The organism is Maccoyibacter intestinihominis (assembly GCF_040096355.1).
GTDB classification, from domain to species: domain Bacteria; phylum Bacillota; class Clostridia; order Lachnospirales; family Lachnospiraceae; genus Maccoyibacter; species Maccoyibacter intestinihominis.
The window spans coordinates 260,146-279,854 of sequence record NZ_JBBMEX010000002.1 but is presented as its reverse complement, the minus strand read 5'-3'; the positions used below and the strand labels follow the sequence as shown (position 1 = coordinate 279,854).

Below are 19,709 nucleotides of genomic sequence, written 5' to 3'. Positions count from 1 at the left end.
ATCTTTTCTATAATTGTGAACTTCCTGAAAAATTAACTCTCATTTTCTAAAAATAGTTTATTTCAGCCGTTTACAGTGAATTTTATAAATTCCTCGTAGAGTTAATTAACTCTCAGAATTTTACTTTAAATCCGATGGAAACATTGAAAACACTCAGTTGTTTCAATCGAGCGTTAATTTTCACAGAAGTTCACAATAATATGAATATGCTTCTTACTTTTCAGATTAGATATGTTCCGTTTTATGCAAGCGCCTAATTTTAAAGTTGTGCATATCCACCGAATATTCATCCTATAAATAATTGTTGGGAAATGTTAGAACAGCAGCATTTCTCTCTATTTCCAAAAGGAGAGTAGGCATCATGCATTACCCTTTATTTTTTAGGTTCTCTTGATTATATAAATCTTGATATACACTACAATTTTTCAATAACTCTGCATGTGTTCCTATACCTACTATTTTACCCCCATCTAATACAATTATTTTATTAGCATCCTGTGCAATTTTTACTCTATGGGTTATATATATTGCTATCTTATTTTTACTCACCTCAAAAAAACTCTTAAAAATTTTGGTTTCTGCTGTTACATCTAATGCGGAACTAGGCTCATCCAACAAATATAAATCTGCATTTTTATAATAGGTTCTTGCTAACGCTATTTTCTGCCATTGACCACCTGATAATTGACCTCCTTCATCAAACCAATTTCCTAATCCTCTTTTTAGTTCGTATCCTCTTTCGGTTTTTAAAAAATCAACGTTTGCTTTGCACAATGAATTTTTAATTTTATTTTCATCGACTTCTGTACTAATATCTCCTATATAAACGTTCTCTTCCAATGTACCTTCATACTTTAAAAAATCTTGAAAAAGAACAGATATACAATTCCTGTAACTCTTTACATCAATATTCTCCAAATCAAGATTATTAACAAATAGCTTCCCACTAGTAGGTTTATATAACCCACATAAAATTTTAAATAAAGTGCTTTTCCCAGATCCATTTTTTCCTACAATTGCAATCTGTTCGTTTGATTTAATTTTTAAATTAATGGTAGATAGTGCCATTTTACATTGAGGATAATCGAAAGATACGTTTCTTAGTTCAATTGTCTTTATATTATCTACTTTTGTACCACCTAACGCATTCTCCCCTTCTTTTATTTCTAAAAAATCTTTTAGTAATTGTATATATAAATTTGCGTTATAAATAGAATAAACATTAGAGGCAATGCTATTTGTAGCATTTTGCATCATGGACACAGCATTTAAATATGACATAGTGGTTCCTATCATTTTTTTCCCTACGTAAGCCAAATATATTGCAATAATCATTATAATTATACAAACTATATCTTGTATAAACGAAATAATCATATTTAAAACAGCTCTGGTTTTTTCAATTTCATTGGCTTGTTTTATGAAAGTTTTGACTAAGCTACAATATTTATCCAGCAAATATTTTTTTAATCCATATGCTTTTACCTCTTTAAATGCTGTATCATGTGTAAGTAAATATGTATAATACCACGCTTTTCTTTCTTTTCCACTGCGCTCATATCTCATTAGAAATTCTTTATTACCAACATAAATTTGTCCTATAAACATTAATATTGACACAGCAATCATTATAATCACAAGAATTGGATTCCATGAAAGTAGTATCATTGCGGCTGAAAATAACGAAACTAAATTAGATGCTAAGCCTAATACCCCTTGCATGGTCTGATATGGTTTATTTCCAATTTCTTGTTCTAAACGATTTATCATATCATATGTTTCTGTTCTCTCTAACATTTCCAATGATAAATCCCCACATTTTTTCATAAGAATGTAATTTATTCCATAAACTAAATGATTGTTTAAATTGTTTAAATTATAGCTTGCTAAATTCTGTAAAAGCGATTCCGAGATAATTAGCCCGAAATATAAAATCAAAAGATACACCACATATTGATATGATTGTGTCTTGTTTTGTATTTCATTTAACAACTGTTGCATTACCAATAAGGACGAAACAGGAAGAATTCCATTTATTATAGACAAAATAAATGCCAGAATAAATTTTGCTTTACATATTTTACAAATTAATCTTATCGTATAATAAATCAAAAAAATATTCCTTTTTATTTTTTTTAGCATGATTTTTCTCCTATATAGTGAAGGCGTAGCACATATAGTACTACGCCTTCGTTTTTACTACCTCTTAGAGAGTACTAGAACGGAATGTAGCAACAGCATTTACTCTGTTACCTGTACGATACTCTCCTTCGCCACCACAGCCACAGCCACAATGAACACAACCATCATCATTGCCTCTGTAACCTGCATATCCATCAGTACACATGCATGCTCTCGGCTGCACTCCTGATCCAGGTGTTCTTCCAATTGGATTTACAAACTTCATAACGATTCCTCCTTTCTTTGTAATTTAAATACATCTATGTAAATATAAACGTATTTACCTTTGTTAATGAATTTCCATTTCATTATATTGTTCCAATTCGCTTGGATTTGCCTCCATTAATGCATGATATCGTCTTAAATTGTCTTCCAAATACTTTCTTTCGTTTCGACATGAATTATGTCGATATGAAAGATGTAATCCATTAGCATCGTAGCAATTAACATAACATAATGTACATAAATTAACTGCCCAACATTCTTTACAATACTCTTTTGCTTCTTCTATAAAGTCTTCAACATAAAGTTTCTTAATTTTTTCTTTATCAAATCCCTCATTCACATTGCCTAAACAAGGTATATTTCCTACTTTTTCACAATGTAAAAATTCACCTTTTGTAGTGACATAAATCCTTCTTTGTCCCGGCACGCAGCATCCATTCATTCCATACTGTTGAATAGGTGTTTCTGTCAACAAGCGTTTGTGTATAATCATCATTCCCTTATCCATATAACCATCCGTAAACAAAGTTTTTTCTGTATTATCTGGATTTGATTTATACACTTCTTCCCATTTCATTAAAGGTTCATAAAACTCTTCCATAAACCATCTATCTTCTTTTCCTTGCGGTAAAAAGTAATCACTCTCTGACGGTCCATGATCTACCGTTGCAGTCAAAATCATAACGTCTTTGGGAATCCATTCACTTTTTTCGATAAACTCCTGAATTTTTGTATACTGTTCAAGATAACCTGGTCCCGATACAACCATATTAAATCCAATCTTAGAACTCTTTCCTTCCTTATGGAATGCTTCAAATAGTTTTTTTGCTCCCATAACTGTTTTTTCAAAGCTACCTGTCCCATTAACCATAAGCCGATTTGCATCGTGCATTTCCTGAGGACCATCCAAGCTAATAATAATATTGAAATTATTTTTGGCAAAATACTCTGCGATCTTATCATTTACCAATGTTGCATTTGTAGTGATTGCAAAGGACATATCCTCGCCAAATAATTTTTTAGCATATTCAACTGCTCTTTCAATAAGTTCAAAATTTAGTAAAGGTTCTCCACCATAAAATCCAATGTGCCTATTTTCTGCATTTTGGGAATGCTCTTTTAAAAAATCAATAGCTTTTTTTGCAACATCCCATTTCATGTTTTCATGTCCGAACGCCCTGTATTCTGGATGAGAAGGATGATAAATACAATATTTGCAACGTAAATTACATTTTTCAGTAACTTCAAGAGTAACATTCTCAACCTTATTTTCAAGAATATCATCTAACTCTGTTACTGCATCACCTGTCAGCGTTTTTAATGGTGGAGCTTGTAAAATATGTTCATTTTCCATTGCCGACTTAATTTCTGAAATTGCATCCTCAAACTCACTTTTACTTAATTGAAGATTTTTAATATCTTCGACTGGCATTCCCTCCAATAAACTTTTCAGTACAATGTAAACGTTCGAATTTAATTTGGCAACTTTTCCAGTTCCTGTATCATAAAAATAATAATTTTTTTCTGTCTTAAAAACTTTACCCAAGCGCCCAATTCTTCCATTTTTTTCGATTTCAGATACCAGCGATTCTAAAGATATTTTTTTCTGCTCTTTCACTCTAAACACTCCTTTCATTTGGATTTTTTATTATGAACCGATTATATCAATAAATCCCCCAAAATATATTTTGATGTAACAATTTCGATACTTGATGTAATAAATCCTCTATACTTTATGAATATAGCCCTTTTTCCTTATATTTACATCTGGTGCCTACAATAAGTTCGAACTGTAAGAAATAAGAAAACAGGAATCTCAATCAATGCGGAAATTAATATAGTATACGGTGTCCAAAAACTCATTCCCCCAATATGTAGGTAATTAAAATTGATAAGTTGATACAGAAAATTATTTTGCATACCAAGTCCCGCAGATGGAAAAATAGCTGAAATCCAATTTACCCCTAATGCTGTGTAAGCAAAAGTCGGAATAAGGACTATGCCAATAGCAATCAACAATACCGTCAATGTATCTTTGCATTTTGCTGATAAAAAAAAAGTACAGTAAACACAAGCTAAAACAGATATCAACCCTACTAACGAAATAACAATCTGCATCTGTGCTAAGTCCCAGTTTGGCAAGTTAATAATAGAAAACAACATTTGAACAGAAGATTGTAAACAATTTGTTCCAAATGTGATATCTGAAATTGCTAAGTGCAGTGTAATACACATAGTATACACAACCATCACAATCATACTGGAAGCCAATATCTTTGTAATAGCTAATCTGGTACGACCATGCTTTGCACAACGCAAAATACTATCCGCGCCTGATTGATATTCACCAGAAAAAATAGGCGTGATAATGGAAACACATAAAATTGCCAAAATCATAATATAAAGCTCAACATAGTCAAACGCGTCTTTGGAATATCCTGCATAAAGTTGAAATGGCATATCGACTTTTTTATATTGTTCTAAGGCTTGTTGTTGTGCGGCCGGATGATTGCGTTGCTCATTCCTCATAACATCTGCCAGATGAGTTTCACATTTCTGATAATAATTTTGTGCAACATCTTCTGGATCAATATCCATAAGATCAGGTCCTATTCCAGTTAACGGATCAGCATATAGTTCTGGCAACGCTTTAAGCAATGGACGAATAGGTACAATCTGTTTAATACTGACAGAAAGCGGAAATGTGTCACTTTCCATAGGACCATATTCGTTTATCAAACTTTGATAAATTCTCAAAGCCTCACTCACTTTTTCTGGAGTAACTTCGCCATTTATAGCAGAATATAAATCACGCTTAAATTCGATTGCCTCCATACCATCAAGTTCTGTTTTTGTTCCATCTGGGTTTGGACGATTTATGGACTCAAAAGCAATCGGCAGATATGCCATAACAACAGACATAACCAGAGCCACAGCAATTAAGATAAGTGTGCGTCGTGATTTCAGGACACGCTTTACTTCTAAACAAAATAAACGCATATTATTTTTCCTCCCTTTCGACATCTTCTTGTGGAAACAACCATAAATACAAATCTTCCAAACGCGGCTCCGCAAGAATGGAACCCTCTACTTCGGAGTGCTCTGCAAGATAACGAATAGATATTTGATTATTGTCCTCGCCTCGCTGATTGATAATCCTCAGACGCATTTCATAGTCCATCATCTTATGAGCAGGAATCGCACAGCTCCATACTTTCCCCTCAATCTGTTTTACCAAATCGCTTGTTGTTCCCACATCAATAATCTTTCCAGCTTTCATAATCGCATTACGAGTTGCAATATATTCAATATCAGAAACAATATGCGTAGAAATCAACACAATACGGTCATGGGAAAATTCCGAAATGAAGTTTCTAAACCGTACTCTTTCTCCAGGGTCAAGTCCTGCTGTTGGCTCATCCATAACAAGAATTTTAGGGTCATTCAGCATGGCCTGTGCAATTCCTACACGACGTTTCATACCACCAGATAGTTGTGCAATTTTTTTTCGCTTCACATCAGAAAGGGTAAGAATATCCAACAGATAGTTGATTTTCTTTGTGGTTTCTCTGAGCGGCACATCCTTTAGTGCAGCAACATATTCCAGATAGTCTTTGACCGTAAAATCGCGGGAATAGCCAAAATCTTGTGGCAAAAAGCCAAAGATATTGCGATAATCTGCTCCCATTTTATGAATGTCTTTCCCATCCAAAGATATACGACCACTACTAGGTGTCATAATGTCTGCAAGTATTCGCATGAGAGTGGTTTTTCCAGCCCCATTTGCCCCCAATAATCCCCATACGCCAGTTGTTAATGTAAGGCTGACATCATCGACTGCAGTTTTATCTTTGAACTGTTTGCTGATGTGTTCAATCTTTAATTCCATAGGTGTACTCCTTTCTCTTAAACAAAAAACTGTCCTTGTTCAGTAACTATTGTACCGAACAAAAACAGTTTAATCTCAAAGATATGGAACAAAATCTCCTAAGAAATTCCTAAGATTTTACTTCTAAATGCCTAATCAGAAATGGGAAGCATAATCACAAAAGACACCATCTCATTTTCGCTAAACGCAGTAATGGTTCCACCATGTAATCGTATAATTTCCTCTGCAATCGACAGTCCTAATCCTACACCGCCTGTATCAGAAAGGCGGGCTTCATCCAAGCGATTGAATTTTTCAAATATGCCAGAAATTTGTTCAGGTTCAATAGTCCGTCCATGATTTTCAAAGTTTATTTGAACGCTATTACCACAACGCTTTGCAGTTATAATAATCTCTGTATTAGGATAGCTGTATGCCGCTGCATTTTTCAAAAGATTACTAAAAACCCTTGCCAGCTTTTCCGGATCAGCATATACAACTAAATCATCATCAACCGTAAAAGCAGCCGAATTGCCTTTTGCAGATAAAGAGGGATATATTTCATCAACTACCTGTGCCAACAAACACTGTAAGTCTACCTTTTCTTTCTTTAACGAGACAGTGTGTGCATTATATTTTGTAATTTCAAACAATTCATTGATAAGCTTTTCAAGTCGTTCAGCCTTACTTAATGCAATTTGAACATATTTTTCTTTCTGTTTTTCAGGCATATCCGGTGCTTCGTGGAGTAAACTTAAATATCCAATCACTGTTGTTAGGGGAGTGCGTATATCGTGGGCCAGATACATAACAATTTCATTTTTCCTATCCTCAGCTTCTTTTGCTACCTGTTTGCTTAACAACACAGACAGTTTAATCTGGTTAAGTTGTTCCTCTAATTCTTTAAGGGGATCAGACAATGCTACAGGATGATCATTCTGCTCATAAACTGTCTGTGTTGCGGAAATAACTTCATCCAAATATCCCCATGGTTTTTTCCAGAAGTAATTAAATATACATACAAAACCAATGATTAGATAGAAAATAAAAATCATATCTATACGCCAGTATAGCCATGATAAAATTTTGCTATCGAATTTCGGAAAAATGAATTGTGCCAAAATTTCCAGTCCTATACCAGTTACAGTATATAAAAATAGTACTAAATATAATTGTACTCCAAGCCGCTTTTCCGTAGTAAGTTGCTTTTTTTTCATAAGCACGCCTCCAATCAATTTAAAAATAAAAGAAGTGCCAACAGACCGATTATGAAGGTGCTCACAATTACAGCAATAACCAAAAATAATTTATCTGCTTTTTCTCGACTTTTTAGCAATCGAGCCACAATAGAATATAAAGCAATACCCAAAAGACCGCCTGCTGTGTTAGTAATCAGGTCGGTAATATCAGAACTACCAATAGCAAGTATATACTGTGTAATTTCCAGCAATAGACTTATTCCAGCAATTATCAATAATTTCAAATAGGATTTGCTCTTAAACAAAAGCATTTGCAGATATATGCCCATTGGGACAAAAATCAATAAATTTTCAAGAACTTCTTTTATGTGAAAATCTACTCCAATCTCTTTATCGTAATAAAATGGAATAATATTTATCTTTCTTACAGTGTCTAAATCATTGATATTGAATTGCAGCTTAAATAATATTATCCAAACCAAAAGTGCCAGATAAATCAAAAAAAGAACTGACACCCCAAATTTTCGCTTTCTTTTCATGGGTTCTCCTTTCAGATTTTATAACCTACTCCCCAAATTGTTTTGATATATTTCGGGGTATCAGAAGTATCTTTTAATTTTTCACGCAAATGTCGGATATGCACTGTGATAGTGCTGCTATTTTTTGAATAATATTCCTCTTTCCATACTGCATGAAATAAATATTCAATGCTTACAACCGTCCCGGCATTTTCCAACAAAACATTAAGAATTGAAAACTCGGTCGGAGTCAGCGACACATTCTCACCATCCAATAGACATTCATGTGTCTGCACGTTCAATCGTAATTTATTGTATGAAAGTTCTGGCTTTATTCCTTCTTCACTTGTAACGGATGAATATTTTTTGTAGCGTCGTAGCTGGGCTTTTACTCTGGCAACCACTTCCAAAGGACGAAATGGCTTTGTCACATAATCATCGGCACCTAATGTAAGTCCAGTAATTTTATCTGTTTCCTCAATTTTGGCAGTTAGCATAATAATGGGGTAAGTATATTTTTCACGAATACGCTGACATAAGGAAAAACCATTTATATCCGGGAGCATAATATCAAGAATAGCAAGATCTATATCGCCCTTTTCAATACAAGGTATTGCATCTTTAGCACAGTAATATTTATAAACAATGTAATTTTCATTTTGCAAATAAACTTCCAGTAAATTTGCTATATCCTTCTCATCATCTATAACTAATATTTTTTCGCACATACCATCATCACCCTCTTTCCATAATTTGAATTATAACAAATTTCCTTTATTTATTCATTATGATTTTCATTAAAAACTATTAAGATTTTCATAAGAACTTTTATATATACAAACACTTCTGCCTTTTCGTGCTATTTAATTATAATCCTATTAAGAATTCTTGATATCGTTATATAAAGCTCTATTACTTACCAGATGTTTTTTGTACAAGTCAACATCTATCTTAATTTCCTCTATAATTTTTTCTCTATCTTGTTATCCCATGTCCATTATCTTTCAAAGCAATTTTATGCTGACTGTCAGCCGCGGCATCCTTCTAAAATTGATTTTTAAGCTAAAAGGTATAAAAGCAAGCTAAAGTTTTCCCTTTCTTTTCTCAATATTATGTGTTAGTGATTTCATGAGATGTCACAAGATTGCTCACATCAGTTGACGCTCGTTTGGTTAACTTTCTGTCACCAGTCAGTTAGGCAATACCGCCTGTTTCCAGGCGGTACCTGCTTTATGAAGTTACCATCCTAAGCATCTCGTGTTCCACAACGAACTTGATCATATAATCATCGATCAATCGTTTCTGATTTTGAAACGCATACATCAAAGCTTTTTCACAGACACGGTTGATCATCCGTGGGATTCCTGCAGATGCCTTATGGATCTCATCCAATGCCTTGGTTGTAAATATCTCTTGCTTACATCCTGTACAGTGCATATCGATGCGTTGACGGATGACTAACTGTTTCTTCACACGCTTTCCTTTTGTATGCTGATGGCAGTATACAGGTTAATTCAGAGACAGGCAAGTAAATCAGTTGTTTGATGATTCATGAGGTCAACAACAATTATGGTATCTTTGTATTCCGAAAAAATATTCTGCATCTTTTCCTCCCACAACAGTCTTTTCTATATTTCTGTACAGTTTTACCATTTTAAATAAAAAACGCGGAAACAATAATATTTTATCATTCCCGCTAATTTTTCTCTTTTTCAACTTTATACTTTATGATGCCGATACATTGTGATATAAAAACGGTCAACGCTGTCAACGCAATCAAGGATAAATATTTTTTCATACCTAAAGCTGTACAACAGCCAGCAGCAATGAAAATAGCTCCTAGTATTTTACCTGTTACTTTTCGGCAATGTTCCTTTTCTTCTTTTTTCAACTCATGGTTAATGTTTTCTACAGGAGAAAGTTTCCATATACAAATGGAACTGACCAAAATAATCCCCCAAGCCACAAACAGCTCTAATGGATATTTGTTATTAATTTGCAAAATCATAACTTGAACAGTAACAGAGCATATAAAACAAGCCTTAAAGCTATTCAGATGTACACCACCAGCATAGGTTCTTAAAAACATAAAAACACCTGTAGACACAAGGAATTCTGGGATTGTATGCAAGTATATCGCTATACTCATACAGACGAATAGGCAAATTAACATCTCTAATCCAATCTGAAATCCATATTGATATACTGCATACAATTCCTCTGAAACTGCACCGGCATCAATAACGTATCTTGTTATTTTTTCCGATAATCTTCCCATGAAATTAAAGTTTCTTCATTTTTTTCAATGCTGCTGGCATCTTTGGCTGATGATAAATATAACAGCAAGCACTGTCCGCTGACATTTTACCAAGTTTCAGAGATAAATTTGCTAATACTTTTGCTGGCTGATTTTTTAAATTTTTAGATTTCATAATTAAAATCTCCTTTCATTTGTTTACCAATACATTACTACAAAAAATCTCCCATTCGGTTCTCTTGTAAAAAAACCGAGTATTGATGTAATTTTTCCCAAAAAGGCAGCAAAAAAGAAGCAATGTTTCTCCGGTTCTTTCTCAACATTGCCTCTTTTTTGCTGATGTATGTTTTTTTATATACCAATTCCATAAAATCAGGTTCTCTATCTTTTTCTTATATTTTCGTGTGTTATCTATTGTTTCTATATAATCGTAAGCTCCTGCTTTCAGTATAGAAAAAATATCCTGTATTGATCCCCCTTCGCTAATAGCAAGAATAGGCGTTAAATGCCCCAAACTCCCTTTTATTTTTATAATAGCCGCAAATGCCCTTTCCCTCTCTATTATCTCTTTAGTAAAATGGAAAATCACAACATCTGCCGTTGGATATCTATTGTTTTCCAACTGTTGATAAGTACACCATTTTAATTGGTGTTTTTTCCCAATAATCCTTTCAGTACTGTTATACAGTTTCTCATCATCACTAAACAGCAATATTTTCACGCTATCCATATATCAGTCCCCATACCGCATACCAAATTTATCTTTCCATTTTACCATTCTTTCCTTTCTCATTATTTTTTATGTAATTATTTCGAGTGTTCATGTAATTATTCCTGCACATTACTATATAAGACTATCCGAATTTTAAATTTTCCTGGTTCTGAATCCTCTATTACCACTGATCCATGATATTTTGCTACTGCCCGATACACAGAGGCTAAACCTACTCCATGATTTTCTGCATCTGACTTTGTAGATTTCAAGCGGTTATCTCTTGTTTTTAACAGCTTCCCTTTATAACTATTGTCTACGAACAATAATAGATTATTTTTATCAAATTTCATTTTGACATTTATATATCTATTTTCTTCAACCTTCTCTGCTGCTTCCACTGCATTTTCCAGTAAATTTCCCAATATCAGACTCAGATCAGCTCCTTTAAAAGGCATTATCATCGGAATACAAATATCCGTTTTAAAAATTATTCTTTTGTTTTGGGCAGTTACATACCAATATCCAATAAGTGAATCAATCACAATATTCCCACTATTCGATATTGAGGCAATCACCATACCGCCCTCTCCCATAATTTCTTCAATAAAACCTGTCATTTTTTCATATTCTTTATTTTCTGCATAAGCAAGAATGGAAATAAGATTATTCTTCATATTGTGTTTTATATCCCGCAACTGCAACATTGAAAGTTCTCTTTCTTGCTGATGACGTTCGCATAATTCCAGTTGCTGTTCATATACTGCTGCCATTCTCCTTAACCGCAAATCATCAGCCAACTTCATATAGACATAAAATATCAATATGTTCATACCAAGTAAAATAAGTACAGTAAATGTAGAGTTTATACGAGTACGTCCATTATTATTTGCAAATCCAAGCATAAATATATTGTTCATGATATAAATGCTTCCTGTTGGGATCAACACAAGTAAAATACTGTATCTGACCGGCAATTCCTTAATATCATCATCTGTGAACACTTTCTTTAATGCAAGAATTACTGCATTAAAAAATATTTTTGAAACGAAAGAGCCTACTTGGCGAACTGCAGCATATTGAGGGCAGTATGTTAGCAAAATATAGTTGCACAGGGTTTCCATCAACATCCAAATCGCATTAAAGGTAATTACAAATACACCTTTGTTCCACCATCTACCTTCATAAGTCATCATAACTGCCAAAAACGTAAACATAATCGTCACAGCAATATTGATGTAGGCAGGAAAACTAATAATCGTTGTTATTCCAAATTGCCAAATCACGAACAGCGTTATACCGATCACCGACAAATACCTTTTTCTCTTACGAGCAAAAAATATATCGAAATAAAAAAAGAATAAATATACTGCCCAAAGGCAAAGCAATATATCTATCCCACACATTAATACCCTATTCGTCCACATAAAACGTATCCTCCATAGAACAATATTGTTCACTAATTATCTTTCTCCGGTCTTCACTGATTGAAATTTTTTGTCCATTATCCATTACTACAGAATCATAAGATTGTCCGGATATATGTTTATAATTCACCAGAAAAGACTGATGAACTCGCAAAAAAGAAATTTTACATGTTTTAAGGGTTTCTTCAATCTCATTAAGTTTTCCGTACAGTTCAAGGATTTCTTGTTCCGTTACAATAAATATTTTTCGTTTGTTGCTTTCAAAATATAAAATATCCTTGATTGGTACTTTATGATTCATACGTTGATAACTATAGCGAAAATAAAAATCTTCACTATTAATGTCTTCATATACCGACTTAAAGCACTTTTCCATTATTTTATCTGTTACAGGTTTTACAAGAAACTGAAACGGTCTTACCTCAAAGGATTCCCTCATATAACTTTCATGGCTCGTAACATAAATAATTCGCACATTTTTATCGTATGTTCTAATTCTTCTAACTGCCGAAATACCATCTTCTTTATCCATTTCTATATCCAGATAAATAACATCATACCTCTCACCTGCTGCGATAGCATCTGCTAAACTCTTTCCATTCCAGAATACTTCTATTTCAGTATCAACAAAATTTCTTTTAGCTATATCCTGGAGAAGTCTTTCGATTTTTCCAGTTATTTGAATATCATCATCACAAATTGCTATATTTAACATTCACTCCACTCTCTTCTGCATGTTTGCTGATTTTTTCTTCTCACTCGTTTTTTTTACTATTTGTATAATTGACCAAATCATCTCCTGATCACATGGATCTAACTCTTTATACACTTCCACTAAATCGTAATATTCGTCTAGTACTTCGTTCATTTTCATCTGCCCATTCAAATCTCTTTTTACATCTGAAACTCCCAGCAAATAATCTGTTGTTACATTGAAGTAAGCAGCAATCTTTTTCAGAATATCTACTTTTATTAACGTAACATCTCTTTCGTACTTACTCAACATTTGCTGTGTTATCCCTAATTCTACTGCAAGGATTTCCTGTATTAACCCTCTTTTCTCACGTAATTGTTTAATACGACTTTCCATAATTGCCTACCTCTTAATCATGTTGTACTATCATGCTACCCTATTTCATTCATAGCGATACAAATAATAGAAGTAATCAATTACGCAAAATATGCAAAATACGAAGACGAGCAGTGCAATCGCACTGCTCAAATCTTATTCATGTAGCCATATAAATGATGTTGTTGCGGAATATATTTCCTGATAAATAATATCCGCCATTTCACTTTCAGAAGCTTCTTTATTTTTTTCTCCTATTTCTCTTCCCACTTCATTGTTATGTAAGTCCATATCTCTATGTGCTGTTTTTGGATATCCGTCTGATTCTGTTCCTGTAACATCTTTGTCTTCATGAGCAGTTGCAAATAACTCTGCTCTTTCTTTTCCTATTAAAACAGTCATTTCAGCATTCCAAATTCCATGACGAAAAGCATCACTTCTATTTCCTAAACCATTTGTCCCAAATTTTGCCTCTGTCTGCGAAGTAGCAATATTTTTTGCTTTATTTACCTTTAGGGCATCAAAAGGATAACGAATACATAGTTTCTTTTCTGAATCTGTAAGCGCATTCCAAATATCTATAATCCCCCTTTCCACATCTTGATGATTGGCTTCCAAAAAAGACATGAGCATTTCTTCTGAATAATCTGGGTGAGTAGCCTTAATGTTCTGGATTTCTGCAATCAATTTTTCAAAATCCCTTTCTTCTGCACCAATCAAATCACTTCTTTGCTGGTCATTTTCGCTTGCCATAACAGAGAATGGAAAAGCCATTATCACCACCAGCATTAGGCTGAATACTTTAAATAGTTTCTTCATAGAATATACCTCCGATCTCATATTATGATTATATTTTACCATATTTAATGTACTATCCCATCTACATGTAATTTTTTCGATTCCCTGTGTAATAATTCCCATAGAGGCATTTTCAAAAAAAAGAATGGCAGTATTAAACAACCGCCATTCCACTCTTCATATACTTTTTACCACAGTAAAATGCAACCAAACCTGTATCTTCCAAATTTACCCATTTTTAGCATTTTCTATCTTTATTTCACTTCTATTTTTACTGTTCCTGAAAAATCATTACCTACAATCCCGATATAATTACTGCCATCTGGTAATGTTATTGTATTTTCATAAGTACCTGTTGTTTTTATTAAAGTTTTAGGTTCATTGCTACCAGAAATAATGAATATTTCAGCTTCTCCTTTTGTTATTTCTAGGTTACAAAACAATTCAACCTGCTTCCCTGCCGCTCTTTCTATTGTTGTTCCTCCAAAAAGATATTCTGTATCAGAAAATTTTTTGTACTCTGCTTGATATGTCCCCGTATAATAATCTTCCCCATAATCTCTTTTCCCTTGCAGGTTTATATCATTGGTTAATTGTACTTCTCCCACCTTTTCGACTACTGCATTATATTTTTCCAACACCTCCTCTTTTGAACACCCAGACAATAACAAGCAAAACATTAGAATAAAGAAACAACTTTTTTTCACTTATAACCACCCTTTCTTTGGTTTGACTTTTTTTGTTTTTGTACGAGTTTTTTTGTTCTCCTTTTCTTTCATTGTTGCGACTAAAATTACAGAAATAGCGACAATAATTATCAAGCTACATAAACACAATGGAAAACTCCATTGTACGGATGTATCATAACTTCTATACCCAATTAATCCCAGACTTGCAGTAATAGGATATATATTAGCCAATGTCATATTTCCTGCTGCAAACATACCTCCATATCCATACACAAAAGCAACAATGACACCTATCATAAAGCCGCCTGATAGTCTGCTTGTTATAACAATAATTGGTAATACCGCTAGATACAAAAGTAAATTTTCCAATGTTATTTGTACTAGCCCTTGGATTACCAAATTTACTGTAAATCCAGGAAAACCAACTATACACTCTGCAATTAACGTAAATATCGTACAAATAAGCCCAAATAATATTGATAACATTGCACATACAATAAGTTTTCCTACCAACAACTTTTTAAATGAAATTGGAATGGTAATAATATTCTTCAAAACATCGTCTTTTTCTTCCCGCGATATAATATATCCAGCAATCAAAGCTATGCACATTGGGAAAATCATTGACATATTATTTTTGATTACCTGCTCTATTAAGTATCGAAAATCCCATACAGATCCATCATTAGCCATAGAAGTAAAAAGTGTCAATAGAACAGAGAGTAGCATAAGAGCTATCCCCGCCCATATAATATGATAACGTTTTAATTTCAATAATTCTGTTTTTACAATAGTCCTCAATTTTATTCCCCCCTTTTCTTGTACAAACAGTCAATTAATAGTATTGAAATTCCTGCCATAATCCCAAGAATTAATATTACTTGAAAAGTTGAAGGAATTAATCCATTCATTTGTACAAGGTTCATATTAATTCCATGTCTTTTCATATCTCCAGCACTCCAAAATGTTGTAAGCGGCGTAGGAAGTAACCATAATATTGTCTTTGGTAATGCATCGAAAAGTGCTGTTGCACTCATATTTAAAACGCTATAAAAAATACATAATAAAACAGAGAAAACATAAGTACGACTAAAAAATACCACTATAACAATCAATGGTAATGTTCCTGCGGTAATAAATATTCCTGTTTCAACCGCCAGAAATATTTTGTATCCTAAACCGTATACATCTAACGTAAACATACCAACCAGAACTGTTGCTACCGTTGATGCTATGCAAAATACAACGCCTATAATAAATAGCACTATAATTTTTGCTGTAACTACTTGCGTACTGGATAGTGGGATTGTTTTAATATTTTTAAATGTATCATTATCACGTTCAATAAAAAACAACATAGCAGCTACTACTCCGATAATACAGGGTAATAAAAATTGGATTCCATACCCCAATACCATATTAAATAGTCCGTCAAATGCGTCCGCTTTATCAATATATTGCTCCATCATAGCTGGTGTTGTCATTAAATAAGCCAATGGAAGCGGAAACATAAATGCAGCTAAAGTTACTAAAAGAATAAACTTTTTTCTTTTCAGTTTTTGAAATTCAACCTTAACTAATTTAAGCAATTCCTTCACCTCCGGTCACCCTTTTAAAATAATCTTCCAATGTTTCTTCGCATAAATGAACTTCTGTAATTTCCAATCCTTGCTTTACAAAAACATAAGTAATTTCTGATCTAGGGATTGTTGTATTATATAATTGAAGTCTATTTTTATCACATATTTGAAAATCATCACATTCAAATTCTTTTCTTAAAATTTCCGCTGCGCGCTGGCTATCCGATACCATAAAATTGACATAGCGACTATTTTTTTTCGCCAATTCTTTCATACTTTCTTCTTCAAGTAAAATTCCCTTATCAATAATCCCTATATCATCTGCCAGTAATTCTATCTCTGATAATATGTGACTAGAAATCAAAATAGTTTTTCCCTGAACATCACATAACTCTCTAATAAACGAACGTACCTCTGCAATACCTATAGGATCCAAACCATTAATAGGCTCATCTAATATCAGCAAATTGGGATTGTGCATAACTGCCAATGCAATGGCCAGTCGTTGTTTCATCCCAAGTGAATATTCCGCAAATAACTTTTTATCACGATAGGGCAAACCGACAACTTCCAAAGCATCTCTTACACACTTACTTTTATTTAATCCTCTAAGCTCCGCAAAAATACGAAGATTTTCAGTCCCAGTCAAATTAGGATAAAATCCTGGTGATTCTATTAAACTACCTATATGCGGTAAAATATCTTTACTATTGGTTTCCATACTTTTCCCAAATATTTTTATGTTTCCCGATGTCGGTTTTGTTAATCCTAACAGCATTTTCATTGTAGTCGTTTTTCCTGCTCCATTACGTCCCAACAGTCCATAAATTCTTCCTTTTTTCACATGCAAGTTCATTGCAGAAACACTCTTTTGCTCTCCATACTGTTTTGTTAAATTATTGGTTTGAATAATATATTCACTCATTTTTTTATACCTCCTTTTTTTATACTGTAATTATATACCAACTACATTGAGATTTCCTTGAAGTAACCTTGAGGTAACCTTGAGATTTTCCTCTTTCTCTATACTTCTTTTTCCACAAGATGTATAATAATTTAAACTATAAAATTTTAGGAGATAAAAATATATGTATGATAAATTTATACTTATCGTTGATGATGAACAAGAACTACTCACCCTTATTAAAACAATATTTGAAAGAGCAGGCTATACAAAAATAATGACCGCAACATCTGGAGAAATGGCTTTACAAATAATAAGAGAAACTCTACCTGACATGGTTATTCTTGATGTTATGTTACCTGGTATGGACGGATTTGAGGTATTGCAAGAAATCAGAGCCCTCAGTAAACTTCCGGTTCTTATGCTGACCGCCAAAGATGCAGCCGAAGATCGTTTTTCTGGTTTTGAATTGGGAGCAGATGATTATTTAATCAAACCATTTTTGCCTAAAGAACTATTGTTACGTGTTCAAGCTATTTTAAAAAGAAGTTATCCTACAGAGAAACGAATTATAGAATTAGAAAATTCTTTTATAGATATTGATAAGGCAGAAATACATCGTGAAAATAAAATTATTCCTTTGACTGCTAAAGAATACAATATATTATTAAAACTTGTAGATAATGCCAATCACATTGTAACAATAGGAACTCTTTGCCAAACTGCTTGTGGTGAAATGTGGCAAGGGTATGAAACTACCCTCATGACACACATTCGGCATCTTCGAGAAAAAATCGAAAAAAATCCTTCTTCTCCTGTTTCACTGCTAACAGTTAAGGGGCTAGGATATAAATTGCTAGTGAAAGGAGTAAAATAATGAAGCTTGCCAAGCGTTTTTTTAAAAAATATCTTCTTTCCACCCTTATTATATTGATTTTATTTTTTGTACTAAATATTATTTTAATATGTGGGACTTTACTCATGGCATGGAATAATTCTACTGATCCAGATATACCCGTCCAAACCATTAGCAAAAATATCACGCTCAATGTAGATGGAACAATTTCTTCTACTGATTATATAGAAAATATTCTAAAAAATAAAAGTGCCTGGGCGATGATTTTAAACGAACAAGGAAATGTCATTTGGGAAAAATTTTTACCCGAAGAATTGCCAAGAACCTATTCAAATTTACAAATAGCCAAGTTTAGTCGGTGGTACTTACAAGAATATCCTGTTTTTATCCAAGAACATTCTGCCGGCTTATTGGTTATCGGGTGCGAACCTAATAGTATAACAAAATACAATTTTTCAATAGATATTAATTATATTCACAGCCTAATAGTCGGTATCTTTTTAATGATTTGTTTTAATATATTACTGATATTTATATTATTCTGGCGTAATACACATAAAATAGAAAAATCTATAGTGCCAATCATTGACGGTATTGACTCTATTGCTCAGGGAAAACCCATTACCCTTTCAGAAACAGGTGAACTTTCAAGTATAAATGCTGAACTAAATAAGGCTGGAAAACATCTTCTACAAAAAGAACAGGCGCGTGCCGAATGGATTAATGGTGTTTCGCATGATGTCCGGACACCTCTTTCTATTATTTTGGGATATGCTTCTGAAATCGAAAAAAATGAAGATGCTTCGCAACCTGTACAACTACAAGCAAGTATAATTCGTAAACAAAGCGAAAAACTCCGTAGCCTAATCGCAGATTTAAATTTAACTTCAAGACTAGAATACTCTATGCAGCCTTTAATAAAAACCAGTTTTTCTCCTGTGGAAATTGCCCGCCAAGTAATCATTGGCTTTATGAATGGACCAATAGACAACAAATATTCTTTTGATTTTCATTCATCATCTGATACGATTCCAGTATTGATCAAAGGAGATACGGAACTTTTTTCAAGAATGCTAAGCAATCTAATTCAAAATTGTATTAATCATAATCCTCATGGTTGTGAAATAACAGTTGAAATTTTAAAAGAAAATGATACCTGTATTATTTCCGTCATTGATAATGGTGGCGGTATGACTTCTACACAAATAGAAAAAATGAATAGTGGTATTTTTCCTAATAATATGTACAATTCAAATGGGGAGTCTGTTCATGGATTTGGTCTAAAATTGGTTTACCAAATATTAACCGCCCATAACGGAAATATCAAATATGAAAATATACTTCCTCATGGCTTAAAGGTCATATTAGAGATACCTATTGAACATATTGATCCGTATGAAGAAAAGATCTCTTAAAAGAACAGGTG

Annotated in this window: 22 protein-coding genes; 2 read left to right on the top strand and 20 right to left on the bottom strand. The window is 33.2% G+C overall.

What is annotated here, in order from left to right; genetic code table 11:
• Window positions 1-366: 366 nt before the first annotated feature.
• From WMO43_RS03290 to WMO43_RS03195, 20 genes are all read right to left on the bottom strand, one after another.
• A complete protein-coding gene (locus WMO43_RS03290) occupies window positions 367-2,142 on the bottom strand; it encodes an ABC transporter ATP-binding protein (protein WP_055056049.1) in 1,776 nt (591 codons plus the stop codon).
• 64 nt (window positions 2,143-2,206) lie between these two features.
• Complete coding sequence (locus WMO43_RS03285; protein ID WP_242856411.1) at window positions 2,207-2,347, bottom strand: Apre_1838 family putative sactipeptide bacteriocin; 141 nt, start codon at window positions 2,345-2,347, stop codon at window positions 2,207-2,209.
• Between the two features lie 123 nt (window positions 2,348-2,470).
• On the bottom strand, window positions 2,471-4,024 hold the full coding sequence (locus tag WMO43_RS03280) for a radical SAM protein (protein WP_227159163.1): 1,554 nt from the start codon (window positions 4,022-4,024) through the stop codon (window positions 2,471-2,473).
• 143 nt (window positions 4,025-4,167) lie between these two features.
• Window positions 4,168-5,406: an ABC transporter permease subunit gene (locus WMO43_RS03275; RefSeq protein WP_055056051.1), complete on the bottom strand. Its 1,239-nt coding sequence runs from the start codon at window positions 5,404-5,406 to the stop codon at window positions 4,168-4,170.
• 1 nt (window position 5,407) lies between these two features.
• Window positions 5,408-6,295 (bottom strand): ABC transporter ATP-binding protein, encoded by an 888-nt coding sequence (locus tag WMO43_RS03270; protein ID WP_055056052.1) that lies wholly within the window; start codon window positions 6,293-6,295, stop codon window positions 5,408-5,410.
• Between the two features lie 131 nt (window positions 6,296-6,426).
• Window positions 6,427-7,491, bottom strand: coding sequence for a sensor histidine kinase (locus WMO43_RS03265; protein WP_349084021.1), 1,065 nt, complete (start codon window positions 7,489-7,491; stop codon window positions 6,427-6,429).
• 14 nt (window positions 7,492-7,505) lie between these two features.
• Window positions 7,506-8,012, bottom strand: a complete 507-nt coding sequence (locus tag WMO43_RS03260; RefSeq protein ID WP_055056054.1) for a VanZ family protein — start codon at window positions 8,010-8,012, stop codon at window positions 7,506-7,508.
• An 11-nt stretch (window positions 8,013-8,023) separates the two neighbouring features.
• Entirely contained in the window at window positions 8,024-8,719 is a 696-nt protein-coding gene (vanR, locus tag WMO43_RS03255; RefSeq protein ID WP_055056055.1) for a VanR-ABDEGLN family response regulator transcription factor, read from the bottom strand.
• Between the two features lie 502 nt (window positions 8,720-9,221).
• Window positions 9,222-9,464: a hypothetical protein gene (locus tag WMO43_RS03250; protein ID WP_055056056.1), complete on the bottom strand. Its 243-nt coding sequence runs from the start codon at window positions 9,462-9,464 to the stop codon at window positions 9,222-9,224.
• 223 nt (window positions 9,465-9,687) lie between these two features.
• Complete coding sequence (locus WMO43_RS03245; protein WP_117689887.1) at window positions 9,688-10,269, bottom strand: accessory gene regulator ArgB-like protein; 582 nt, start codon at window positions 10,267-10,269, stop codon at window positions 9,688-9,690.
• A gap of 4 nt (window positions 10,270-10,273) precedes the next feature.
• On the bottom strand, window positions 10,274-10,423 hold the full coding sequence (locus tag WMO43_RS03240) for a cyclic lactone autoinducer peptide (RefSeq protein WP_118340036.1): 150 nt from the start codon (window positions 10,421-10,423) through the stop codon (window positions 10,274-10,276).
• Window positions 10,424-10,564: 141 nt separating this feature from the next.
• Window positions 10,565-10,978, bottom strand: a complete 414-nt coding sequence (locus WMO43_RS03235; protein WP_026648511.1) for a hypothetical protein — start codon at window positions 10,976-10,978, stop codon at window positions 10,565-10,567.
• A gap of 98 nt (window positions 10,979-11,076) precedes the next feature.
• Window positions 11,077-12,387, bottom strand: a complete 1,311-nt coding sequence (locus WMO43_RS03230; RefSeq protein WP_117689886.1) for a sensor histidine kinase — start codon at window positions 12,385-12,387, stop codon at window positions 11,077-11,079.
• Entirely contained in the window at window positions 12,374-13,102 is a 729-nt protein-coding gene (locus WMO43_RS03225; protein ID WP_353529923.1) for a LytR/AlgR family response regulator transcription factor, read from the bottom strand. The genes WMO43_RS03230 and WMO43_RS03225 overlap by 14 nt, the downstream gene beginning before the upstream one ends.
• Complete coding sequence (locus WMO43_RS03220; RefSeq protein ID WP_055056059.1) at window positions 13,103-13,477, bottom strand: helix-turn-helix domain-containing protein; 375 nt, start codon at window positions 13,475-13,477, stop codon at window positions 13,103-13,105.
• 135 nt (window positions 13,478-13,612) lie between these two features.
• Window positions 13,613-14,275 (bottom strand): DUF6973 domain-containing protein, encoded by a 663-nt coding sequence (locus WMO43_RS03215; protein WP_117689885.1) that lies wholly within the window; start codon window positions 14,273-14,275, stop codon window positions 13,613-13,615.
• A gap of 233 nt (window positions 14,276-14,508) precedes the next feature.
• Window positions 14,509-14,934 carry a hypothetical protein gene (locus WMO43_RS03210; protein WP_117467776.1) on the bottom strand — a complete coding sequence of 142 codons (426 nt, stop codon included), beginning with the start codon at window positions 14,932-14,934 and terminating at the stop codon, window positions 14,509-14,511.
• A 27-nt stretch (window positions 14,935-14,961) separates the two neighbouring features.
• Window positions 14,962-15,744: an ABC transporter permease gene (locus tag WMO43_RS03205; protein ID WP_117689884.1), complete on the bottom strand. Its 783-nt coding sequence runs from the start codon at window positions 15,742-15,744 to the stop codon at window positions 14,962-14,964.
• 2 nt (window positions 15,745-15,746) lie between these two features.
• Window positions 15,747-16,532, bottom strand: a complete 786-nt coding sequence (locus tag WMO43_RS03200) for an ABC transporter permease (protein ID WP_117689883.1) — start codon at window positions 16,530-16,532, stop codon at window positions 15,747-15,749.
• Window positions 16,525-17,448, bottom strand: coding sequence for an ABC transporter ATP-binding protein (locus WMO43_RS03195; protein ID WP_055056064.1), 924 nt, complete (start codon window positions 17,446-17,448; stop codon window positions 16,525-16,527). Before WMO43_RS03195 ends, WMO43_RS03200 begins: the two co-directional genes overlap by 8 nt.
• 163 nt (window positions 17,449-17,611) lie before the next feature.
• On the opposite strand from WMO43_RS03195, the gene WMO43_RS03190 reads away from it, so the two are divergent.
• Window positions 17,612-18,304 carry a response regulator transcription factor gene (locus WMO43_RS03190; protein ID WP_055056065.1) on the top strand — a complete coding sequence of 231 codons (693 nt, stop codon included), beginning with the start codon at window positions 17,612-17,614 and terminating at the stop codon, window positions 18,302-18,304.
• Window positions 18,304-19,698, top strand: coding sequence for a sensor histidine kinase (locus WMO43_RS03185; protein WP_117689881.1), 1,395 nt, complete (start codon window positions 18,304-18,306; stop codon window positions 19,696-19,698). The genes WMO43_RS03190 and WMO43_RS03185 overlap by 1 nt, the downstream gene beginning before the upstream one ends.
• Window positions 19,699-19,709 lie beyond the last annotated feature (11 nt).

Coding starts and splice junctions, on each gene's coding strand:
- WMO43_RS03290 (WP_055056049.1), bottom strand. CDS start 2,142: ATGCTAAAAAAAATAAAAAGGAATATTTTTTTGATTTATTATACGATA.
- WMO43_RS03285 (WP_242856411.1), bottom strand. CDS start 2,347: ATGTGTACTGATGGATATGCAGGTTACAGAGGCAATGATGATGGTTGT.
- WMO43_RS03275 (WP_055056051.1), bottom strand. CDS start 5,406: ATGCGTTTATTTTGTTTAGAAGTAAAGCGTGTCCTGAAATCACGACGC.
- WMO43_RS03270 (WP_055056052.1), bottom strand. CDS start 6,295: ATGGAATTAAAGATTGAACACATCAGCAAACAGTTCAAAGATAAAACT.
- WMO43_RS03265 (WP_349084021.1), bottom strand. CDS start 7,491: ATGAAAAAAAAGCAACTTACTACGGAAAAGCGGCTTGGAGTACAATTA.
- WMO43_RS03260 (WP_055056054.1), bottom strand. CDS start 8,012: ATGAAAAGAAAGCGAAAATTTGGGGTGTCAGTTCTTTTTTTGATTTAT.
- vanR (WP_055056055.1), bottom strand. CDS start 8,719: ATGTGCGAAAAAATATTAGTTATAGATGATGAGAAGGATATAGCAAAT.
- WMO43_RS03245 (WP_117689887.1), bottom strand. CDS start 10,269: ATGGGAAGATTATCGGAAAAAATAACAAGATACGTTATTGATGCCGGT.
- WMO43_RS03240 (WP_118340036.1), bottom strand. CDS start 10,423: ATGAAATCTAAAAATTTAAAAAATCAGCCAGCAAAAGTATTAGCAAAT.
- WMO43_RS03235 (WP_026648511.1), bottom strand. CDS start 10,978: ATGGATAGCGTGAAAATATTGCTGTTTAGTGATGATGAGAAACTGTAT.
- WMO43_RS03230 (WP_117689886.1), bottom strand. CDS start 12,387: ATGTGGACGAATAGGGTATTAATGTGTGGGATAGATATATTGCTTTGC.
- WMO43_RS03225 (WP_353529923.1), bottom strand. CDS start 13,102: ATGTTAAATATAGCAATTTGTGATGATGATATTCAAATAACTGGAAAA.
- WMO43_RS03220 (WP_055056059.1), bottom strand. CDS start 13,477: ATGGAAAGTCGTATTAAACAATTACGTGAGAAAAGAGGGTTAATACAG.
- WMO43_RS03215 (WP_117689885.1), bottom strand. CDS start 14,275: ATGAAGAAACTATTTAAAGTATTCAGCCTAATGCTGGTGGTGATAATG.
- WMO43_RS03210 (WP_117467776.1), bottom strand. CDS start 14,934: ATGTTTTGCTTGTTATTGTCTGGGTGTTCAAAAGAGGAGGTGTTGGAA.
- WMO43_RS03195 (WP_055056064.1), bottom strand. CDS start 17,448: ATGAGTGAATATATTATTCAAACCAATAATTTAACAAAACAGTATGGA.
- WMO43_RS03190 (WP_055056065.1), top strand. CDS start 17,612: ATGTATGATAAATTTATACTTATCGTTGATGATGAACAAGAACTACTC.
- WMO43_RS03185 (WP_117689881.1), top strand. CDS start 18,304: ATGAAGCTTGCCAAGCGTTTTTTTAAAAAATATCTTCTTTCCACCCTT.